17 protein-coding genes and 2 tRNA genes are annotated in these 14,155 nt (G+C 72.3%); 16 read left to right on the top strand and 3 right to left on the bottom strand.

The window, feature by feature from the left end:
- Positions 1-72: 72 nt before the first annotated feature.
- The 5 genes from catA to ABD297_RS11795 all read left to right on the top strand — a co-directional run bounded on the left by catA (position 73) and on the right by ABD297_RS11795 (position 3,150).
- A complete protein-coding gene (gene catA, locus ABD297_RS11815) occupies positions 73-945 on the top strand; it encodes a catechol 1,2-dioxygenase (protein ID WP_344255128.1) in 873 nt (290 codons plus the stop codon).
- An 11-nt stretch (positions 946-956) separates the two neighbouring features.
- Complete coding sequence (gene catC / locus ABD297_RS11810; RefSeq protein WP_425581162.1) at positions 957-1,220, top strand: muconolactone Delta-isomerase; 264 nt, start codon at positions 957-959, stop codon at positions 1,218-1,220.
- An 8-nt stretch (positions 1,221-1,228) separates the two neighbouring features.
- Positions 1,229-2,044, top strand: coding sequence for an alpha/beta fold hydrolase (locus ABD297_RS11805; protein ID WP_344255125.1), 816 nt, complete (start codon positions 1,229-1,231; stop codon positions 2,042-2,044).
- A gap of 69 nt (positions 2,045-2,113) precedes the next feature.
- Positions 2,114-2,707: a YdeI/OmpD-associated family protein gene (locus ABD297_RS11800; RefSeq protein ID WP_344255124.1), complete on the top strand. Its 594-nt coding sequence runs from the start codon at positions 2,114-2,116 to the stop codon at positions 2,705-2,707.
- 98 nt (positions 2,708-2,805) lie between these two features.
- Positions 2,806-3,150 (top strand): hypothetical protein, encoded by a 345-nt coding sequence (locus ABD297_RS11795; protein ID WP_344255123.1) that lies wholly within the window; start codon positions 2,806-2,808, stop codon positions 3,148-3,150.
- Here the strand turns inward: ABD297_RS11795 and ABD297_RS11790 are convergent.
- On the bottom strand, positions 3,134-3,835 hold the full coding sequence (locus ABD297_RS11790) for a VOC family protein (protein ID WP_344255122.1): 702 nt from the start codon (positions 3,833-3,835) through the stop codon (positions 3,134-3,136). The two genes, ABD297_RS11795 and ABD297_RS11790, sit on opposite strands and share 17 nt — an antisense overlap.
- A 216-nt stretch (positions 3,836-4,051) precedes the next feature.
- On the bottom strand, positions 4,052-4,990 hold the full coding sequence (locus ABD297_RS11785) for an alpha/beta hydrolase (protein ID WP_344255121.1): 939 nt from the start codon (positions 4,988-4,990) through the stop codon (positions 4,052-4,054).
- A 266-nt stretch (positions 4,991-5,256) separates the two neighbouring features.
- Between ABD297_RS11785 and ABD297_RS11780 the strand changes: the two genes are divergently transcribed.
- The 8 genes from ABD297_RS11780 to ABD297_RS11745 all read left to right on the top strand — a co-directional run bounded on the left by ABD297_RS11780 (position 5,257) and on the right by ABD297_RS11745 (position 9,995).
- A complete protein-coding gene (locus ABD297_RS11780) occupies positions 5,257-5,583 on the top strand; it encodes a putative quinol monooxygenase (protein ID WP_344255120.1) in 327 nt (108 codons plus the stop codon).
- A 96-nt stretch (positions 5,584-5,679) separates the two neighbouring features.
- Positions 5,680-5,752 (top strand) — tRNA-Gly (locus ABD297_RS11775).
- 100 nt (positions 5,753-5,852) lie between these two features.
- The gene (gene ligD / locus ABD297_RS11770) at positions 5,853-6,821 is read left to right on the top strand and encodes a non-homologous end-joining DNA ligase (protein ID WP_344255119.1); all 969 of its coding nucleotides are present in this window, start codon (positions 5,853-5,855) and stop codon (positions 6,819-6,821) included.
- Positions 6,822-6,882: 61 nt separating this feature from the next.
- The gene (locus tag ABD297_RS11765) at positions 6,883-7,365 is read left to right on the top strand and encodes a glutathione peroxidase (RefSeq protein ID WP_344255118.1); all 483 of its coding nucleotides are present in this window, start codon (positions 6,883-6,885) and stop codon (positions 7,363-7,365) included.
- A gap of 16 nt (positions 7,366-7,381) precedes the next feature.
- The gene (locus ABD297_RS11760) at positions 7,382-8,434 is read left to right on the top strand and encodes a chorismate-binding protein (RefSeq protein ID WP_344255117.1); all 1,053 of its coding nucleotides are present in this window, start codon (positions 7,382-7,384) and stop codon (positions 8,432-8,434) included.
- Positions 8,435-8,486: 52 nt separating this feature from the next.
- Complete coding sequence (locus tag ABD297_RS11755; RefSeq protein ID WP_344255116.1) at positions 8,487-9,332, top strand: aminotransferase class IV; 846 nt, start codon at positions 8,487-8,489, stop codon at positions 9,330-9,332.
- Positions 9,329-9,817 (top strand): TIGR02611 family protein, encoded by a 489-nt coding sequence (locus ABD297_RS11750; protein WP_344255115.1) that lies wholly within the window; start codon positions 9,329-9,331, stop codon positions 9,815-9,817. Before ABD297_RS11755 ends, ABD297_RS11750 begins: the two co-directional genes overlap by 4 nt.
- 104 nt (positions 9,818-9,921) lie before the next feature.
- Positions 9,922-9,995, top strand: a tRNA-Val gene (locus tag ABD297_RS11745).
- A gap of 29 nt (positions 9,996-10,024) precedes the next feature.
- Here the strand turns inward: ABD297_RS11745 and ABD297_RS11740 are convergent.
- A complete protein-coding gene (locus tag ABD297_RS11740; RefSeq protein WP_344255114.1) occupies positions 10,025-10,438 on the bottom strand; it encodes a BLUF domain-containing protein in 414 nt (137 codons plus the stop codon).
- A 172-nt stretch (positions 10,439-10,610) separates the two neighbouring features.
- On the opposite strand from ABD297_RS11740, the gene ABD297_RS11735 reads away from it, so the two are divergent.
- The 3 genes from ABD297_RS11735 (at position 10,611) to ABD297_RS11725 (ending at position 14,111) form a co-directional block, all read left to right on the top strand.
- A complete protein-coding gene (locus ABD297_RS11735; protein WP_344255113.1) occupies positions 10,611-11,225 on the top strand; it encodes a flavodoxin family protein in 615 nt (204 codons plus the stop codon).
- Between the two features lie 136 nt (positions 11,226-11,361).
- Positions 11,362-12,792, top strand: coding sequence for a phosphoribosyltransferase family protein (locus ABD297_RS11730; protein ID WP_344255112.1), 1,431 nt, complete (start codon positions 11,362-11,364; stop codon positions 12,790-12,792).
- Positions 12,789-14,111 carry an erythromycin esterase family protein gene (locus ABD297_RS11725; protein WP_344255111.1) on the top strand — a complete coding sequence of 441 codons (1,323 nt, stop codon included), beginning with the start codon at positions 12,789-12,791 and terminating at the stop codon, positions 14,109-14,111. Before ABD297_RS11730 ends, ABD297_RS11725 begins: the two co-directional genes overlap by 4 nt.
- Positions 14,112-14,155: the final 44 nt, after the last annotated feature.

Below are 14,155 nucleotides of genomic sequence, written 5' to 3'. Positions count from 1 at the left end.
GGCGGTGGCCGCCGGGACGACCCCGTCCCACCCGTCCATCCATCCGCTCCATCCATCCCGATAGGACCTTCCATGACCATCGATCAGCACCTCAACGGCGAGGTCGCGACCGCTGCCGCCTCGGGCAACGCGGCCACCGAGCGCTTCGCCACCGACAAGTCCCCGTATGCCGCCGTGCAGGACACGCCGCCGGAGCGCGTCGACCTGCTCGCCCGCTCTGTCCTCGAGGCCGTCTACGACACGATCCGCAAGCACCAGGTCACCTACGACGAGTACAACGCGCTCAAGGCGTGGCTGATCCAGGTGGGCAAGGACGGCGAGTGGCCGCTCTTCCTCGACGTCTGGGTCGAGCACGTCGTCGAGGAGGTCGCCACCGACCACCGTGAGGGCAGCAAGGGCACCATCGAGGGCCCCTACTACGTGCCCGACGCGCCCGACCAGGGCGCCAAGGGGTCCGTCCCGATGCGCGACGGCGAGCAGGGCACGGCGCTGACGTGGGTGGGCACGGTGACCTCCACCGACGGCACGCCCCTGGACGGCGCGAAGATCGAGCTCTGGCACGCCGACAACGACGGCTTCTACTCCCACTTCGCGCCGGGGATCCCGGACTGGAACCTCCGCGGTTCCTTCACGCTCGGGGCGGACGGCGCCTTCGAGATCCACACCATCCAGCCGGCGCCCTACCAGATCCCGACCGACGGGGCCTGCGGCAAGCTCATCGCCGCCGCCGGGTGGCACGCCTGGCGTCCCGCGCACCTGCACGTCAAGGTGTCCGCCCCCGGTCACGAGCTGCTCACCGCCCAGCTGTACTTCCCGGGCGACGAGCACAACGACGACGACATCGCCTCCGCGGTCAAGCCCGAGCTCGTCCTCGCGCCCGGGCCGCAGGCCGACGGCACGGTGCGCGTCGACTACGGCTTCGTCCTGGACCCGGTCCGCGCCTGATGCTCTTCGCCGTGCGCATGGACGTCGACCTCCCGCGCGACCTCGACCCCGTCGTCAGGCAGGAGACGGTCGCGCGGGAGAAGGCGTACTCCCAGGACCTGCAGCGCTCGGGGGAGTGGCGGCACATCTGGCGGATCGTCGGCCAGTACTCCAACGTGAGCATCTTCGACGTCGCCTCGAACGAGCGCCTGCACGAGATCCTCTGGGGGCTGCCGCTCTTCCCCTACATGACGATCGAGGTCACTCCGCTCGCCTCGCACCCGTCGGCGATCTGAGTGCGCCGATGACCGCGACACCTCAGGTGGCCGTCACGCCGCTGGCGGGCCGGCGGGGGGACCGAGTCCTCGTCGTCGGCCCGTCCCTCGGCACCAGGGTCGAGACCCTGTGGGGGAGCGTGGCCGAGGTTCTGGCCCAGCAGGGCGGCATGCACGTCGTGGGCTGGGACCTCCCGGGGCACGGGACCAGTCCGGCTGCGACGCAAGGGTTCTCGTTGGCCGAGCTGGCTGACGGCGTGCTCGAGGCCCTCGACACGGCGCTGCCGTCCGGTGACCGGGACGAGCCCTGGTGCGTCGCGGGTGACTCCGTCGGCGGTGCTGTGTCGCTCCTGCTCCTACGGGCGCACCCCGAGCGGTTCGCTGCCGGCGCGGTCCTCTGCAGCAGCGCGAGGTTCGGCACCAGCCAGGGGTGGACCGAGCGTGCCGAGCTGGTCCGCGCCGAGGGCATGGCGCCGATGGTGGCGTCGTCCCCGGCCCGATGGTTCGGGACGCGTGCCGCAGCCCACCCCAACGAGCGCACGCGTTCCGTCGTCGCCGAGCTGAGTGACGTCGACCCGGAGGGGTACGCGCAGGTCTGCGACGCGCTTGCGACCTACGACCTGACGAGTGAGCTGGGCGCTATCACCACCCCGCTGCTCGCCGTCGCCGGGGCCGACGACGTCGCGACGCCGCCCGAGGGGATGGCCCAGCTCGCCGCCCGCGTGCGAGACGGCGTGCTGGAGATCCTGCCGGACGTGGGTCACCTTGCCCCGCTGGAGGATCCGGGCGGCACCGCGGCCCTGCTCGCTGCCCACTTCCGAGACCCAAGGGGACGCAGCGCGTAGCGTTCACCTCCATGAGCACGTGGGTGACGTCAGGCCCGCCGTCGTGCGGGCCGTCTCGTGAGGCGCATCATGTCGGATGACGAGGCGGTCGAGGAGCTGGCCGGCCTGCCGGTCATCACCTTCGGCACCCTGCCCGCCTGCGAGGCCTGGTTCGCGGCGCACCACGCCGACCACCGCGGCATCTGGCTCAAGATCGGCAGGGCGGGCGTGGCCGAGACGGTCACCTACGCCGAGGCGCTCGACGTCGCTCTCTGCCACGGCTGGATCGACGGGCAGAAGAGGGGCCACGACGAAGCGTACTGGTTGCAGCGCTTCACGCCGCGCGGACCGCGGAGCGCGTGGTCGCAGGTCAACCGGGACAAGGCAGAGGCGCTGATCGCGGCGGGTCGCATGCGCCCGGCCGGTCAGGCCCAGGTCGACGCCGCGAGGGCGGACGGCCGGTGGGCAGCGGCCTATGCCGGTCAGAAGAACGCGACCGTTCCCGACGACCTGGCTGCCGCCCTCGCGGCCGACCCTCGAGCCGAGGCGTTCTTCGAGACCCTGTCGCGCGCCAACCGCTACGCGATGCTCTACCGCGTCCACGGTGCGAAGAAGCCGGAGACCCGCGCTGCGCGCATCGCGACGTTCGTCGAGATGTGCCACAACCACGTGACCCTGCACTGACGGCAGGCAGGTGCGAGGATGGCGCACCGACGTCACCAACCGTCGGGGCGCCTGCCCGGTCAGGCGCGTCGGTCGAGAGCGGCCCGGGAGGACGTGCGGTGTTCGACAGGCTCTCTCAGCGCCTCGGCCGCGCGTCGGAGCGGTACCCCGAGCAGGCCCCGGCGTCCGGCGCCACGGCGGACCGGGGGCCGGGCTTCCTGGCGTCGTGGTGGGCGGTCGCCGTCGGTGCGGTGCTGACGGTGGCCGGCGCCGCGGGCGCGCTCTGGGGCCTGGTCTCCCTGCACGGTGCGCTGGCTCCCGACAACGTCACCAACCCTTTGCGGGAGATCGGAGTCGTCATCGGGGTCGGTGCGCTCGTCGTCGGAGCAGTACCGTGCCTGGGCGGACTCGCGCTCGTGGTCGCCTCGAGCCGGCGCAGGCGGCGTGTCAGGCCTTCTGCGTAGCCGCCGCGTCGGTGCAGAGAACGCCACGGTTCCCGTCCTGGTCGGCGAGGACCGTGAGGGAGGGGGCGTCGCTGTCGTCCACGACGGTCCCTCCCGCAGCCAGGACGGCGGCGATGCGCTGCTCGGCCACCTCGGGCGCCACGTAGACCTCGACGTGGAACCGCTGTCTGCCTGCCGGCTCGTCCTCACCGAACCACAGGTTGGGCACCCGCCCTGTCGCGTCACGGATCTCGTCACCCAGTGACCCGAGACCCTGCGAGTCAGGGCTCCCGGTCAGCAGTGCGGCCCACACCGGGGCCACGGTCGCGGAGCGGGCGGTGTCGACGCCGAGCTCGATCTCGCTGACCGCGGCGGGGTCGGCCCTCACCCCGTGCTCGGCGGCGATCTCGGAGATGCGTCGCGCCAGGTCGACGTCCTGCTGGGTCACCCATTCGACGACGTGCTCGACACCGTCGTCGTCGCGGTAGACCGCGTCGGCGCTGACCGTCTCGAGGTCGACGTGGCCGTCGACCATCGACACGCGCGGATGGTGCCCGGCCGTGTCGCCCGCCTCGCCCACGGCGGCGAGGAACCGGACCCCGCGGCCGAACGTGTCGACCACGTAGCGGGCGTGCAGTCCCTGGGCCAGCTTGCGCCAGTCGGCCAGGCCGGCCTCGGCGATCTGTTCGCTCCTCAGCATGTCCATGCAGGTGGACCCTATCCGCGCACCGGCCCGGGCGGGCTCGGGAGCGGCCCGCAGTCAGCGTCGTGGAGCGCGGCGCCCGGCACCGCCATGAGGGAGGTCGCGTATGCCGTGTGGCAGGGCAGGCAGGGCCGGCCACACGGCATACGCGAAGCCTCGGGGACCCTGCTGACGAGACGTCCGCACGGGTCCTGGGCGGCAGGAGGGCGCGGGCCCGGGTCAGGGCGAGGCCGACCCGGTCTGCAGGGGCCCGCGGGTGACGGCCGGCGAGACGGTCGCTCCCCGGCCGCTGGCGATCAGCGCGATGGCGTGGAGCGACTCCGTGCCGGCGGCGAGATAGCCGTTGTGGCCGCGGGAGTCGCCCACCGGCAGGGACTCGGCGCCGAAGGCCGGCGCGGTCGGGTCGGCGGCGTGGCCGAAACCGTCCACTCGGGTGTGGGGGACGACACCGATCGGGTCGTCGGCTGCGATGCCGGCCCAGACGGTCGCGGTCGTGTGCAGCGCGGAGCGCGTCCACACGTCCATGCCGGGCGATCCGATGGCGACGAGCGCGGAGACGTGGACGTGCGGTGCCGCGTGGGCGCACACCACGGAGCCGTAGCTGTGGCACACCAGGCTCACGGTCGCCGACCGCAAGAGGTGGTCGACGAAGGACACCAGCCGCGGGGCGCCGTCGACGGCGCGGTCAGAGCGGGCGGCGTCGGCGTCGAGGCCGGCGGGCGGGTCGTAGTCGAGCCACACGACGACGGCTGCGGGCGTGCGGGGGTCGGTCCGCTGCATCTCGGCCAGCAGCGTTCGCGCCTGGACGGCGGGATGGCGACGTCCGGCGCCGCGTTCGTCGCGCAGCAGGGGACCGGTCCAGCCCACGCCGGGGACGAGGACGGCGACGTGTCTCGCCCGGTGCAGGTCGCCGAACACCTCGACGACCCGACCCTGGCCGTGCGCGTCGGAGCTCAGGACCCGGGCGGTGGGGCCGGCCACGTCCACCGGGGTGCCGTCGCTGATGGACTGGCCGACGGCCGGCGCCGCGCCGAGGAGCAGGGTCAGCAGGGTGACGGCGACGAGGCCGAGCCGGTCGCGCAGCGTTCCCCGGAGGGTCCCTCGCGAGGGTCGTGTCGTGGCGGCGTGCCGTCGGTGACGGTGGCGTCGTCGATCCACTCAGGAGCCTTGTCGTCGTCGGTCGGGAGGTCGTGCGGAGCAGCCCCCAGTCTGACGGCCGAGCCTGAGAGGACCTTGTGGCGGACTCAGGTGCCTCCTGACACCCGGTCGGCCGGGCCTGGACCGCGGTCGCCGGCGCATGGTCGGGGACGCGTGGTCGGCGACGATGGGTCGGGTCCTCGGAGCGGGTACGCGACCGATGGACCGTGGCGCGTCGCGCGTCACCCAGCACCCTCATGACCCTCATGACCCAGGAGTGATCAGCCTTGATCTTCATCACCGCCAAGTTCCCCGTGAAGCCCGAGCACGCCGACGAGTGGCCCGAGATCTCCCGTGCCTTCACCGAGGCCTGCCGCGCCGAGGAGGGCTGCCTCTGGTTCGACTGGTCGCGCAGCCTCGACGACCCGAACGAGTACGTCCTCGTCGAGGCCTTCCGCGACGAGGCCGCCGGCGGAGCCCACGTGCGGAGCGAGCACTTCAAGCAGGCCACGTCGAGCCTGCCCGCCTACCTCACCGCGACACCGAAAATCGTCAACACGACGATCGAGGGGACGCAGTGGTCCGAGCTCGGCGAGATGGCGGTCGAGAAGTAGCCGAACGGCAACTCCGAGAGCGGGTTTCGCACTCGAGCCAACCGTCCGCTATGGTCTACCTCGCACCCACGGGGCCTCGGCTCCGCAGGTTGGCAGGCGGACGTAGCTCAGTTGGTAGAGCGCAACCTTGCCAAGGTTGAGGTCGCCGGTTCGAGCCCGGTCGTCCGCTCCGCTCGAAGGGCCCGTCGACTCACGTCGGCGGGCCCTCCCGCACGTCCGGGCCACGTCCGAGCCACGTCCTGTCGTGTGCGGTCCGTAGGCTGTCGCCCATGGCTGCGTCGAGCAAGGCCCCCGCAGAGGAGATCGAGGTCGGCGACCACACGGTCCGACTCTCGAGCCCCGACCGCGTGTACTTCTCCGAGCGCGGCGAGACCAAGCGCGACCTCGTCGACTACTACCTCTCCGTCGGGCCGGGGATCGTCAACGCCCTGCGCGAACGACCGTGCATGCTGCACCGCTTCCCGAAGGGCGTCGACGGGCCCAAGGTCCACCAGAAGCGGCTGCCGGCCGGTGCGCCGCCCTGGGTCGAGACGGTGCGGCTGCACTTCCCCCGCTACGGCCTGCACGCCGACGAGCTGTGCGTGACCCGGCTCGCCGACGTCATCTGGGCCGTCCAGATGTCGACGGTCGAGTTCCACCCCTGGAACAGCCGGCGCGCCGACACCGAGAGCCCCGACGAGTGGCGCATCGACCTCGACCCGATGCCCGACTGCAGCTTCGAGAAGGTCCGGCGCGCTGCGGCGACGACGCACGAGATCCTCGACGAGCTGGGCGCGGTCGGCTGGCCCAAGACGTCCGGTGGCTCGGGCCTGCACGTCTACGTGCGGATCAAGCCCGAGCACGGCTTCAAGGACGTGCGTCGGGCAGCGCTGGCCTTCGCCCGTGAGGTCGAGCGGCGGCTGCCCGACGACGTGACGACGACGTGGTGGCGCAAGGACCGCTCACCCGAAGACCTCTTCGTCGACTACAACCAGAACGCCCGCGACCACACCATCGCGGCCGCGTACAGCGTGCGCGGCAACCCCCGCGGCACGGTCTCGGCCCCGCTCCGCTGGGACGAGGTCGCCGACGCGGAGCCCCAGGACTTCACCATCGCGACGATGCCCGAGCGCTTCGCCCGCCTCGGGGAACTCCACGCCGGCATCGACGAGGCCGTGTTCGACCTCAGCCCGCTGCTCGAGTGGGCCGACCGCGACGAGCGCGACGGTGAGGCCACGCCGCCCGAACCCGACGAATGACCCATCTCGTCCACCGACCGCTCCGAACCACGCACCGAAACCGGACCACAGAGGAGACAGCGTGACCGTGCTGCACGACTTCAAGGCAACTTCCATCGACGGCAAGGAGGTGTCACTGGCCGACCACGCCGGCGACGTCGTCCTCGTTGTCAACACCGCCAGCCAGTGCGGCTACACGCCGCAGCTCGGCGGCTTGGAGAAGCTCTACGAGACCTACCGCGCCCAGGGCCTGACCGTCCTGGGCTTCCCGTGCAACCAGTTCGGCGGCCAGGACCCCGGCAGCGACGAGGAGATCGGTGCCTTCTGCCAGAAGAACTACGGCGTCACCTTCCCGATGTTCTCCAAGATCGACGTCAACGGCGCCGACGAGCACCCGCTCTACACGTGGCTGAAGTCCGAGAAGGGCGGCCTCCTCGGCAAGAAGATCAAGTGGAACTTCACCAAGTTCCTCGTCGCGCGTGACGGCTCCGTCATCGGTCGCTACTCGCCGACGACCGACCCCGCCGACCTCGAGGGCGACATCCAGAAGGCCCTCGCCGCCTAGGCCCTACGATCTCCGGGTGGACCACGCCCGCTTCGCCGACCGGGACGCCCGCGGGGTCATCGACGTCCGTCACGGCCCGAAGGCCCTCGACGCCATCTCGGGCGAGGGCGTCTGGGCCGTCGTGGCGAGCTTCGAGGGCGCCGTGACGGCGGTGCGGTTCGCCGACGTCACGCCGAGGTCGTATGCCGCGGGCTCCGGCCACGCGAGGACCTCGCCTGCCGCCGTGGGCTGGGAGCCGCTCGACCGTCGCTGGCACACGTCACTGGACCGGACGGCATACGTGCGCGCCGTCGAGGAGGTCCGTGAGCGAATCGCCGCAGGCACTGTCTACCAGGTCAACGTCTGCCGCGTCCTCAGCCACGAGCTGGGCCTCGATGCGGACCTCGACGGCCTCGACGCGCTTCTGCGACAAGGCAACCCGGCTCCCCATGCGGCGCGCATCCGCTGCGACGCGGCCGGTCTCGACGTCGTCAGTGCGTCGCCCGAGCTCTTCCTGTCCCGCCGCGACGGGCGTCTGGTGACCCGGCCGATCAAGGGGACGGCCGCCACGGCCGAGCAGATGCTGCCCAAGGACTTCGCCGAGAACGTCATGATCGTCGACCTCATGCGCAACGACATCTCAGGGGTCTGCGATCCGGGCACGGTGTCGGTAGACGAGCTGTGCGCCCTCGAGGCGCACCCCGGTCTCGTGCACCTCGTCTCCACCGTGAGCGGGCGCCTCCGGGACGGGGTCGGCTGGACCGAGATCTTCTCGGCCGCCTACCCGCCGGGGTCGGTGTCGGGGGCGCCGAAGTCGAGCGCGCTCGAGGCCATCCACGACCTCGAGTCGGCGCCGCGCGGGCCCTACTGCGGCGCGGTCGGCTGGGTCGACGCCGACCGCGGCGAGGCCGACCTCGCCGTCGGCATACGCACGTTCTGGGCCGAGCGCGACGAGGCCGGCCGGCGTTGGCTGCGGTTCGGGACGGGCGCCGGGATCACGTGGCAGTCGGACGCCGAGGGGGAGTGGGCCGAGACCGAGCTCAAGGCCGCGCGGCTCATCGGGCTCGCCGCCGGCACTGTGACACCATGAGGTCTCCCGTCGGGCGCCTTCCGGGCGGCCGCCGAGCCCCCAGGAAGGGACCATGAGCACGACCACTCGCGTCTGGGTCGACGGCGACCTCGTCGACCCGACCGGCCCCTCCGTCTCGGCCCTCGACCACTCGGTCACGGTCGGCGACGGCGTCTTCGAGACCGCCAAGATCTCGGCCGGTCAGCCCTTCGCCCTGACGCGGCACCACCGAAGGCTCGAGCGCTCCGCCGCCGGCCTCGGCCTGCCGCCGCTCGACCTCGCCTTCGTCGACAAGGGTGTGGCCGCGGTGCTCGACGGTCCAGCCATCGACTTCGGGCGGCTGCGCTACAGCGTCACCGGCGGCATCGGCCCCCTCGGCTCGGACCGCTCGGACGCCTCCCTGACCTACATCGTGCTGGCGGCCCCGCAGCCGCCCCCGCCCGCGAGCGGCAAGCTCACCGTCGTCCCGTGGACACGCAACGAGCGCTCGGCGGTCGTCGGGCTCAAGACGACCTCCTACGCCGAGAACGTCGTGGCCTTGGCCCGGGCCAAGGCCGAGGGGGCCGTAGAGGCCGTCTTCGGCAACACCCGCGGCGAGCTGTGCGAGTGCACGGGCAGCAACGTCTTCGTCGTCGTCGACGGCGTCGTGCTGACCCCACCGGCAGAGTCGGGACTGCTCCTCGGGATCACCCGCGAGCTGACCATCGAGTGGGGGCGCGCCGCCGGCATCGAGGTCCGCGAGGAGTCCCTCCCGCTCGACGTGCTGCAGAGCGCCGACGAGGTCTTCATCACCAGCTCCACCAAGGACGTCCTGCCGATCCACGCGGTCGACGCCCGGACGCTCCCGGACGACCGACCCGTGACGAGCGAGCTCCAACGGGTCTTCCGCAGCAACGCCGAGCGGGACAGCGACCCGTGACCTCAGGCGAGCGCGACGGCGAACGGAGTCCAGGGCGCCTGGACCCCGTCGACTACTCGGACCCCAACGCGACGCTCGACGCCGCCGAGGACCGGTGGGCGTGGCGGGCTCGCCTGCGCCGCAACCCCGTGACCCACGCGATCTGGCGCACCGCCGTGGGGATCGTCGGAGCCGTCGTGACCGTAGCGGGTCTCATCATGGTGCCCGCGCCCGGTCCCGGTTGGCTCGTCGTCTTCTTCGGCCTGCTCATCCTCGCCAGCGAGTTCGAGTTCGCGCAGCGGTGGCTCGACTTCGCCAAGCGGCACGTGAGTCGGTGGAACGACTGGATCATGGGGCAGGCCGTCTGGGTGCGTGGTGTCGTGGCCCTCGGGACGCTGCTCGTCGTGTGGGGGGTCGTCTGGGGCTATCTCGCCTGGGCCGGTGTCCCACCGTTCGTCCCCGAGTGGGCCGAGCAGCTGTTGACCCAGGTGCCAGGGGTCGACTGACGCACCCGCCGAGGGGCGCACCGGGGGGCGATTACCGCGAGAGCGTCCGCACCGGCTATTGTTTCGATCCGACGCCTCGACGCCCTGTCGGCACAGGGGCGCCCGGACGTGTAGCTCAGCTGGTTAGAGCGCTCGCTTCACACGCGAGAGGTCAGGGGTTCGAGTCCCTTCACGTCCACCCTCGATCATGGCGTGCGTTCCCCGGTCTCAGGGTGCGAACGCGCGGAAGGCCCGGTGGAACGCCCCGGCCCTGCTCCCTCCGGGTGAGCGCTCACCGCCGCGGCCCTCGAGGTAGTCGCTGAATCCCGGCACCGAACGGGTCTGCTCGTCCGACAGCTCACGGAAGCCCATGCTCCAGTCGGGGAAGAACCGCTCCTCCACCTGCTCCTGCAGCGCGACCGACACCGACCGGTGCCGCGGGTCGCGCGAGATCCGGGCGAAGGTCTCCCGCACCAGCTCGTCCGGTCCTTCGAGCGTCTGCACGAAGCTCCCGTCGGCGTAGAGGAGCAGCCCGGTGAGCCCGACGGACTCGTTGCGCTCCCGCGTGCGCCGGAGCAGCTCGCGCAGGTCGTCCGCACTCATGGCAGACGTCGCCGTGCTGAAGTAGGTCAGGGACAGCACCGTGGTCCTCCCGATCGGGCAGCCCTCGGGCCGTCCCGGCGCCGCCATGGTCAGGCGCCGTTTCTTGATGCCCGCGCGTCATCCTAGGGCTGGTGCAGCGATCCGCCCGGAGGCACGCCCCGTGGCCAGGTGGGTACGGGACGCATGTCCATACCGTCAGGAAGGCCCCACCGTGTCCCTCACCGCCATCGCGCTGAACTGCACGCTCAGCCCGTCCCCCTCCGACTCGAGCACTGAGCTGCTCGCCCAGCAGGTGCTCGACGAACTGGCCGACCACGGCGTCACCGGGTCGATGGTGCGCGTCGTCGACCACGACGTGCGGCCGGGCGTCGAGATGGACATGGGCGACGGCGACGAGTGGCCCTCGATCCGCGAGAAGGTCATCGCCAGCGACATTCTCGTCCTGGCCACCCCCACGTGGATGGGGCAGCACAGCAGCGTGTGCCAACGCGTCCTCGAGCGCCTCGACGCCGAACTGTCGGAGAAGGATGAGCAGGGGCGCCTGCTCACCTACGGCAAAGTCGCCGTCGTGGTCGTCGTAGGCAACGAGGACGGGGCACACCACATCAGCGCGATCGCCTTCCAGGGGCTGAACGACGTGGGGTTCACGATCCCCGCCGGTGGCGTGACCTACTGGAACGGCGAGGCGATGAGCGGCACCGACTACAAGGACCTCGAGGGCACCCCGGACTCGGTGGCGAGCACGACCCGAACCCTCGCCGGCAACGCCGCTCATCTTGCCGGCCTGCTGGCCGCGACGCCGTACCCGCCCACCGAGCAGGCCTGAGGACTGCCGGAGCCTGCGGCTCGGCGGCTCAGGACCAAGGCCCCTGCCGCACCCGCGCGGGGCGGATGACGATGGGGGAGTCACCGGGAAGCGCCCCGCGACGGTCGCTCGGTGTCCGGGTCGAGGGAGGTCGACGATGGTGGTGTTCGACGATCGGGTGGACGCGGGTCGGCGACTGTCGCACCTGCTCATGGAGCTGCGCGGCGAGGACGTCGTCGTGCTCGGGCTGCCACGGGGCGGGGTGCCGGTCGCCGCTGTTGTGGCGGAGGCGCTAGGCGCACCGCTCGACGTCATCGTCGTGCGCAAGCTCGGTGTCCCGGTCCACGCGGAGCTGGCCATGGGCGCCATCGGTGAGGGCGGGGTGAAGGTCGTCGACCACGCCCTGCTCGCGCGAGCCCGGGTGAGCGACGAGGAGCTGGAGTCCGTCGAACGCCGGGAGCGAGCGGTCCTCGACGCGCGCGTCGAGCGGGTGCGCCGGGGGCGCCCGCGGGCCGACCTGCAGGGGCGGGTCGCGGTCGTCGTGGACGACGGGATCGCCACGGGGGCGACGGCACGGGTCGCGTGCCGCGTCGCGCGGCAGCTCGGCGCCAGGCGCGTCGTGCTGGCCGTCCCGGTCGCCCCCGCGGAGACGGTGCGCGACCTCCCGGAGGCCGACGCCGTCGTCTGCGTTTCGGCGCCGGAGCACTTCCGCGCGGTCGGCGCCCACTACGACGACTTCACGCCCACGAGCGACGACGAGGTCGTCAGGCTGCTCGATCAGGCGGACCGCCGGGCGCAGCGTCTCGAAGGGGCAGCAAGTAGTGCCGCAGAGGACGTCCCGAGTCAGGACCCGAGCCACGGCCCGGGCCGGGAGCGCGGCCTCGGCGCGGGCATGTCGTCCCGCGTCCTAACCGACGAGGACGTCTCCGTGCCCGCGGGGCCGGTGACGATCATGGGACACCTGCGCCTGCCGGCCGGCACGGGGCCGACCCCCGGCGTCGTCGTCTTCGCGCACGGCAGCGGCAGCAGCCGGCACAGCCCCCGCAACCGCTACGTCGCTCAGGTGCTCCACGAGGCCGGACTCGGCACGTTGCTGCTCGACCTGCTCACGCCCGAGGAGGAGGGCGACCGTGCCCTCGTCTTCGACGTCCCGCTGCTCGCGGGTCGCCTCGCGGCCGCGACCGGGTGGCTGTCCCGGCGGGCTGATACGGGGGAGTGCCTCGTCGGCTACTTCGGCGCGAGCACGGGCGCCGGGGCGGCGCTGTGGGCCGCGGCCGAGCCCGGGGCGCGGGTGGCGGCGGTCGTCTCGCGGGGCGGCCGACCGGACCTCGCAGGCCCGAGGCTCTCGGCGGTCCGCGCGCCGACCCTGCTCATCGTCGGGAGCGAGGACCGCGACGTCCTGAGGCTCAACCGCGCAGCTCGCGATGAGCTGCGCGGGTGCCGGTGCGAGCTCGCCGTCGTCCCGGGGGCGACCCACCTCTTCGAGGAGCCCGGGACGCTCGCCGAGGCTGCTGCGCTGGCACGCGACTGGTTCGTCGCGCATCTGAAGGTCAGTGTCCCCGAGCCGGCGCGGGGGTGGCGGCCGTGACCGTCCGGCGTGCCGCGGACAGCGGGGCGGCTGCGGCGGCCGAGGTGCGCTCCCTGGCCCGGCCACTGTCCGACGACGCGGGGCTCGACACCCTCGTCGACCGCGTGCACGGCGCGCGCTTCGTCTGCGTCGGCGAGGCCTCGCACGGCACGAGCGACTACTACCGGTGGCGGGCGCGGCTCACCCGACGGCTCGTCGAGGAGCACGGCTTCTCGTGGGTCGGCGTCGAGGGCGACTGGCCCGACTGCTGGCGGATCAACCGGTGGGTGAAGGGCGACGCCGACCAGGATCTCGACGCGGTGGCCGTGCTCGGCCGGTTCGAGCGCTGGCCGACGTGGATGTGGGCCAACCGTGAGGTCGCCGACTTCCTCACCTGGCTCCACGCCTACAACCTGGCGCGGCCCCGCCCCCTCCGGGTCGGCTTCTACGGGCTCGACGTCTACTCCCTGTGGGACTCGCTCTGGGAGATCATGGGGTGGCTGGAGTCCAACGCCCCGGAGTCCCTGCCGACGGCGCTGCGCGCCTGGCAGTGCTTCGTGCCGTTCGGTGAGGACCCGCACCGCTACGCGAGGAGCACCCGCCTCGTCCCGGCAGGATGCGAGTCCGACGTGGTCAGGCTCCTCGTCGAGGTGCGCTCACGCGCCCGGGAGCGTGCGGGCGACGAGGAGATGCTCGACGTCGTGCAGAACGCCGAGGTCGCCACGAATGCCGAGCACTACTACCGCACGATGGTGCGCGGTGACCGGCAGCCGTGGAACGTCCGCGACCACCACATGGTCGACACGGTCGAACGTCTGGCGCGCCATGCGGGGCCATCGTCCCAAGGGGTCGTCTGGGCGCACAACACGCACGTGGGTGACGCTCGGGCGACCGACATGGCCCGCGAGGGCCTGGTCAACGTGGGACAGCTCCTCCGGGAGCGGCACCGCGCCGGGGAGGTGGCGCTCGTCGGTCTGGCCTCGCACCGGGGCACCGTCGTGGCGGCCGGTGCCTGGGGCGCCGCGGAGAGCAACCTGCCGGTGCCGGACGGGCACCCCGGCAGCCTCGAGGCGCTTCTGCACGAGAGCCTGGGCAGCCCGGCCGTCATCGTCTTCCCGGACGACCGAGCCGGCCCCTGGCTGTCGGGATGGCAGGGGCACCGCGCCATCGGGGTGGTCTACCACCCCGAGCGTGAGGCCCTCGGCAACTACGTGCCGACCAGGATCGGTGCACGCTACGACGCGCTGATCTGGCTCGAGCGCACCACGGCCCTGCACCCCCTCCACCACGAAGGACGCCCCACCGAGCCCGAGCTGGAGACGGAGCCGACGGGCTTCTGAGGTCGCACGCGGTGCGGCTCCTCGGCGCGACGGTCCACCGCGGA

This window comes from Terrabacter carboxydivorans, assembly GCF_039532035.1.
GTDB lineage: Bacteria > Actinomycetota > Actinomycetes > Actinomycetales > Dermatophilaceae > Terrabacter > Terrabacter carboxydivorans.
The sequence above is the reverse complement of the archived record's forward strand: the minus strand, read 5'-3'. Positions and strand labels throughout refer to the sequence as shown.

Excerpts from the sequence above, each read along its gene's own strand:
- catA (WP_344255128.1), top strand. The coding sequence starts at position 73 with ATGACCATCGATCAGCACCTCAACGGCGAGGTCGCGACCGCTGCCGCC.
- ABD297_RS11805 (WP_344255125.1), top strand. The coding sequence starts at position 1,229 with ATGACCGCGACACCTCAGGTGGCCGTCACGCCGCTGGCGGGCCGGCGG.
- ABD297_RS11800 (WP_344255124.1), top strand. The coding sequence starts at position 2,114 with ATGTCGGATGACGAGGCGGTCGAGGAGCTGGCCGGCCTGCCGGTCATC.
- ABD297_RS11790 (WP_344255122.1), bottom strand. The coding sequence starts at position 3,835 with ATGGACATGCTGAGGAGCGAACAGATCGCCGAGGCCGGCCTGGCCGAC.
- ligD (WP_344255119.1), top strand. The coding sequence starts at position 5,853 with ATGGCTGCGTCGAGCAAGGCCCCCGCAGAGGAGATCGAGGTCGGCGAC.
- ABD297_RS11755 (WP_344255116.1), top strand. The coding sequence starts at position 8,487 with ATGAGCACGACCACTCGCGTCTGGGTCGACGGCGACCTCGTCGACCCG.
- ABD297_RS11730 (WP_344255112.1), top strand. The coding sequence starts at position 11,362 with ATGGTGGTGTTCGACGATCGGGTGGACGCGGGTCGGCGACTGTCGCAC.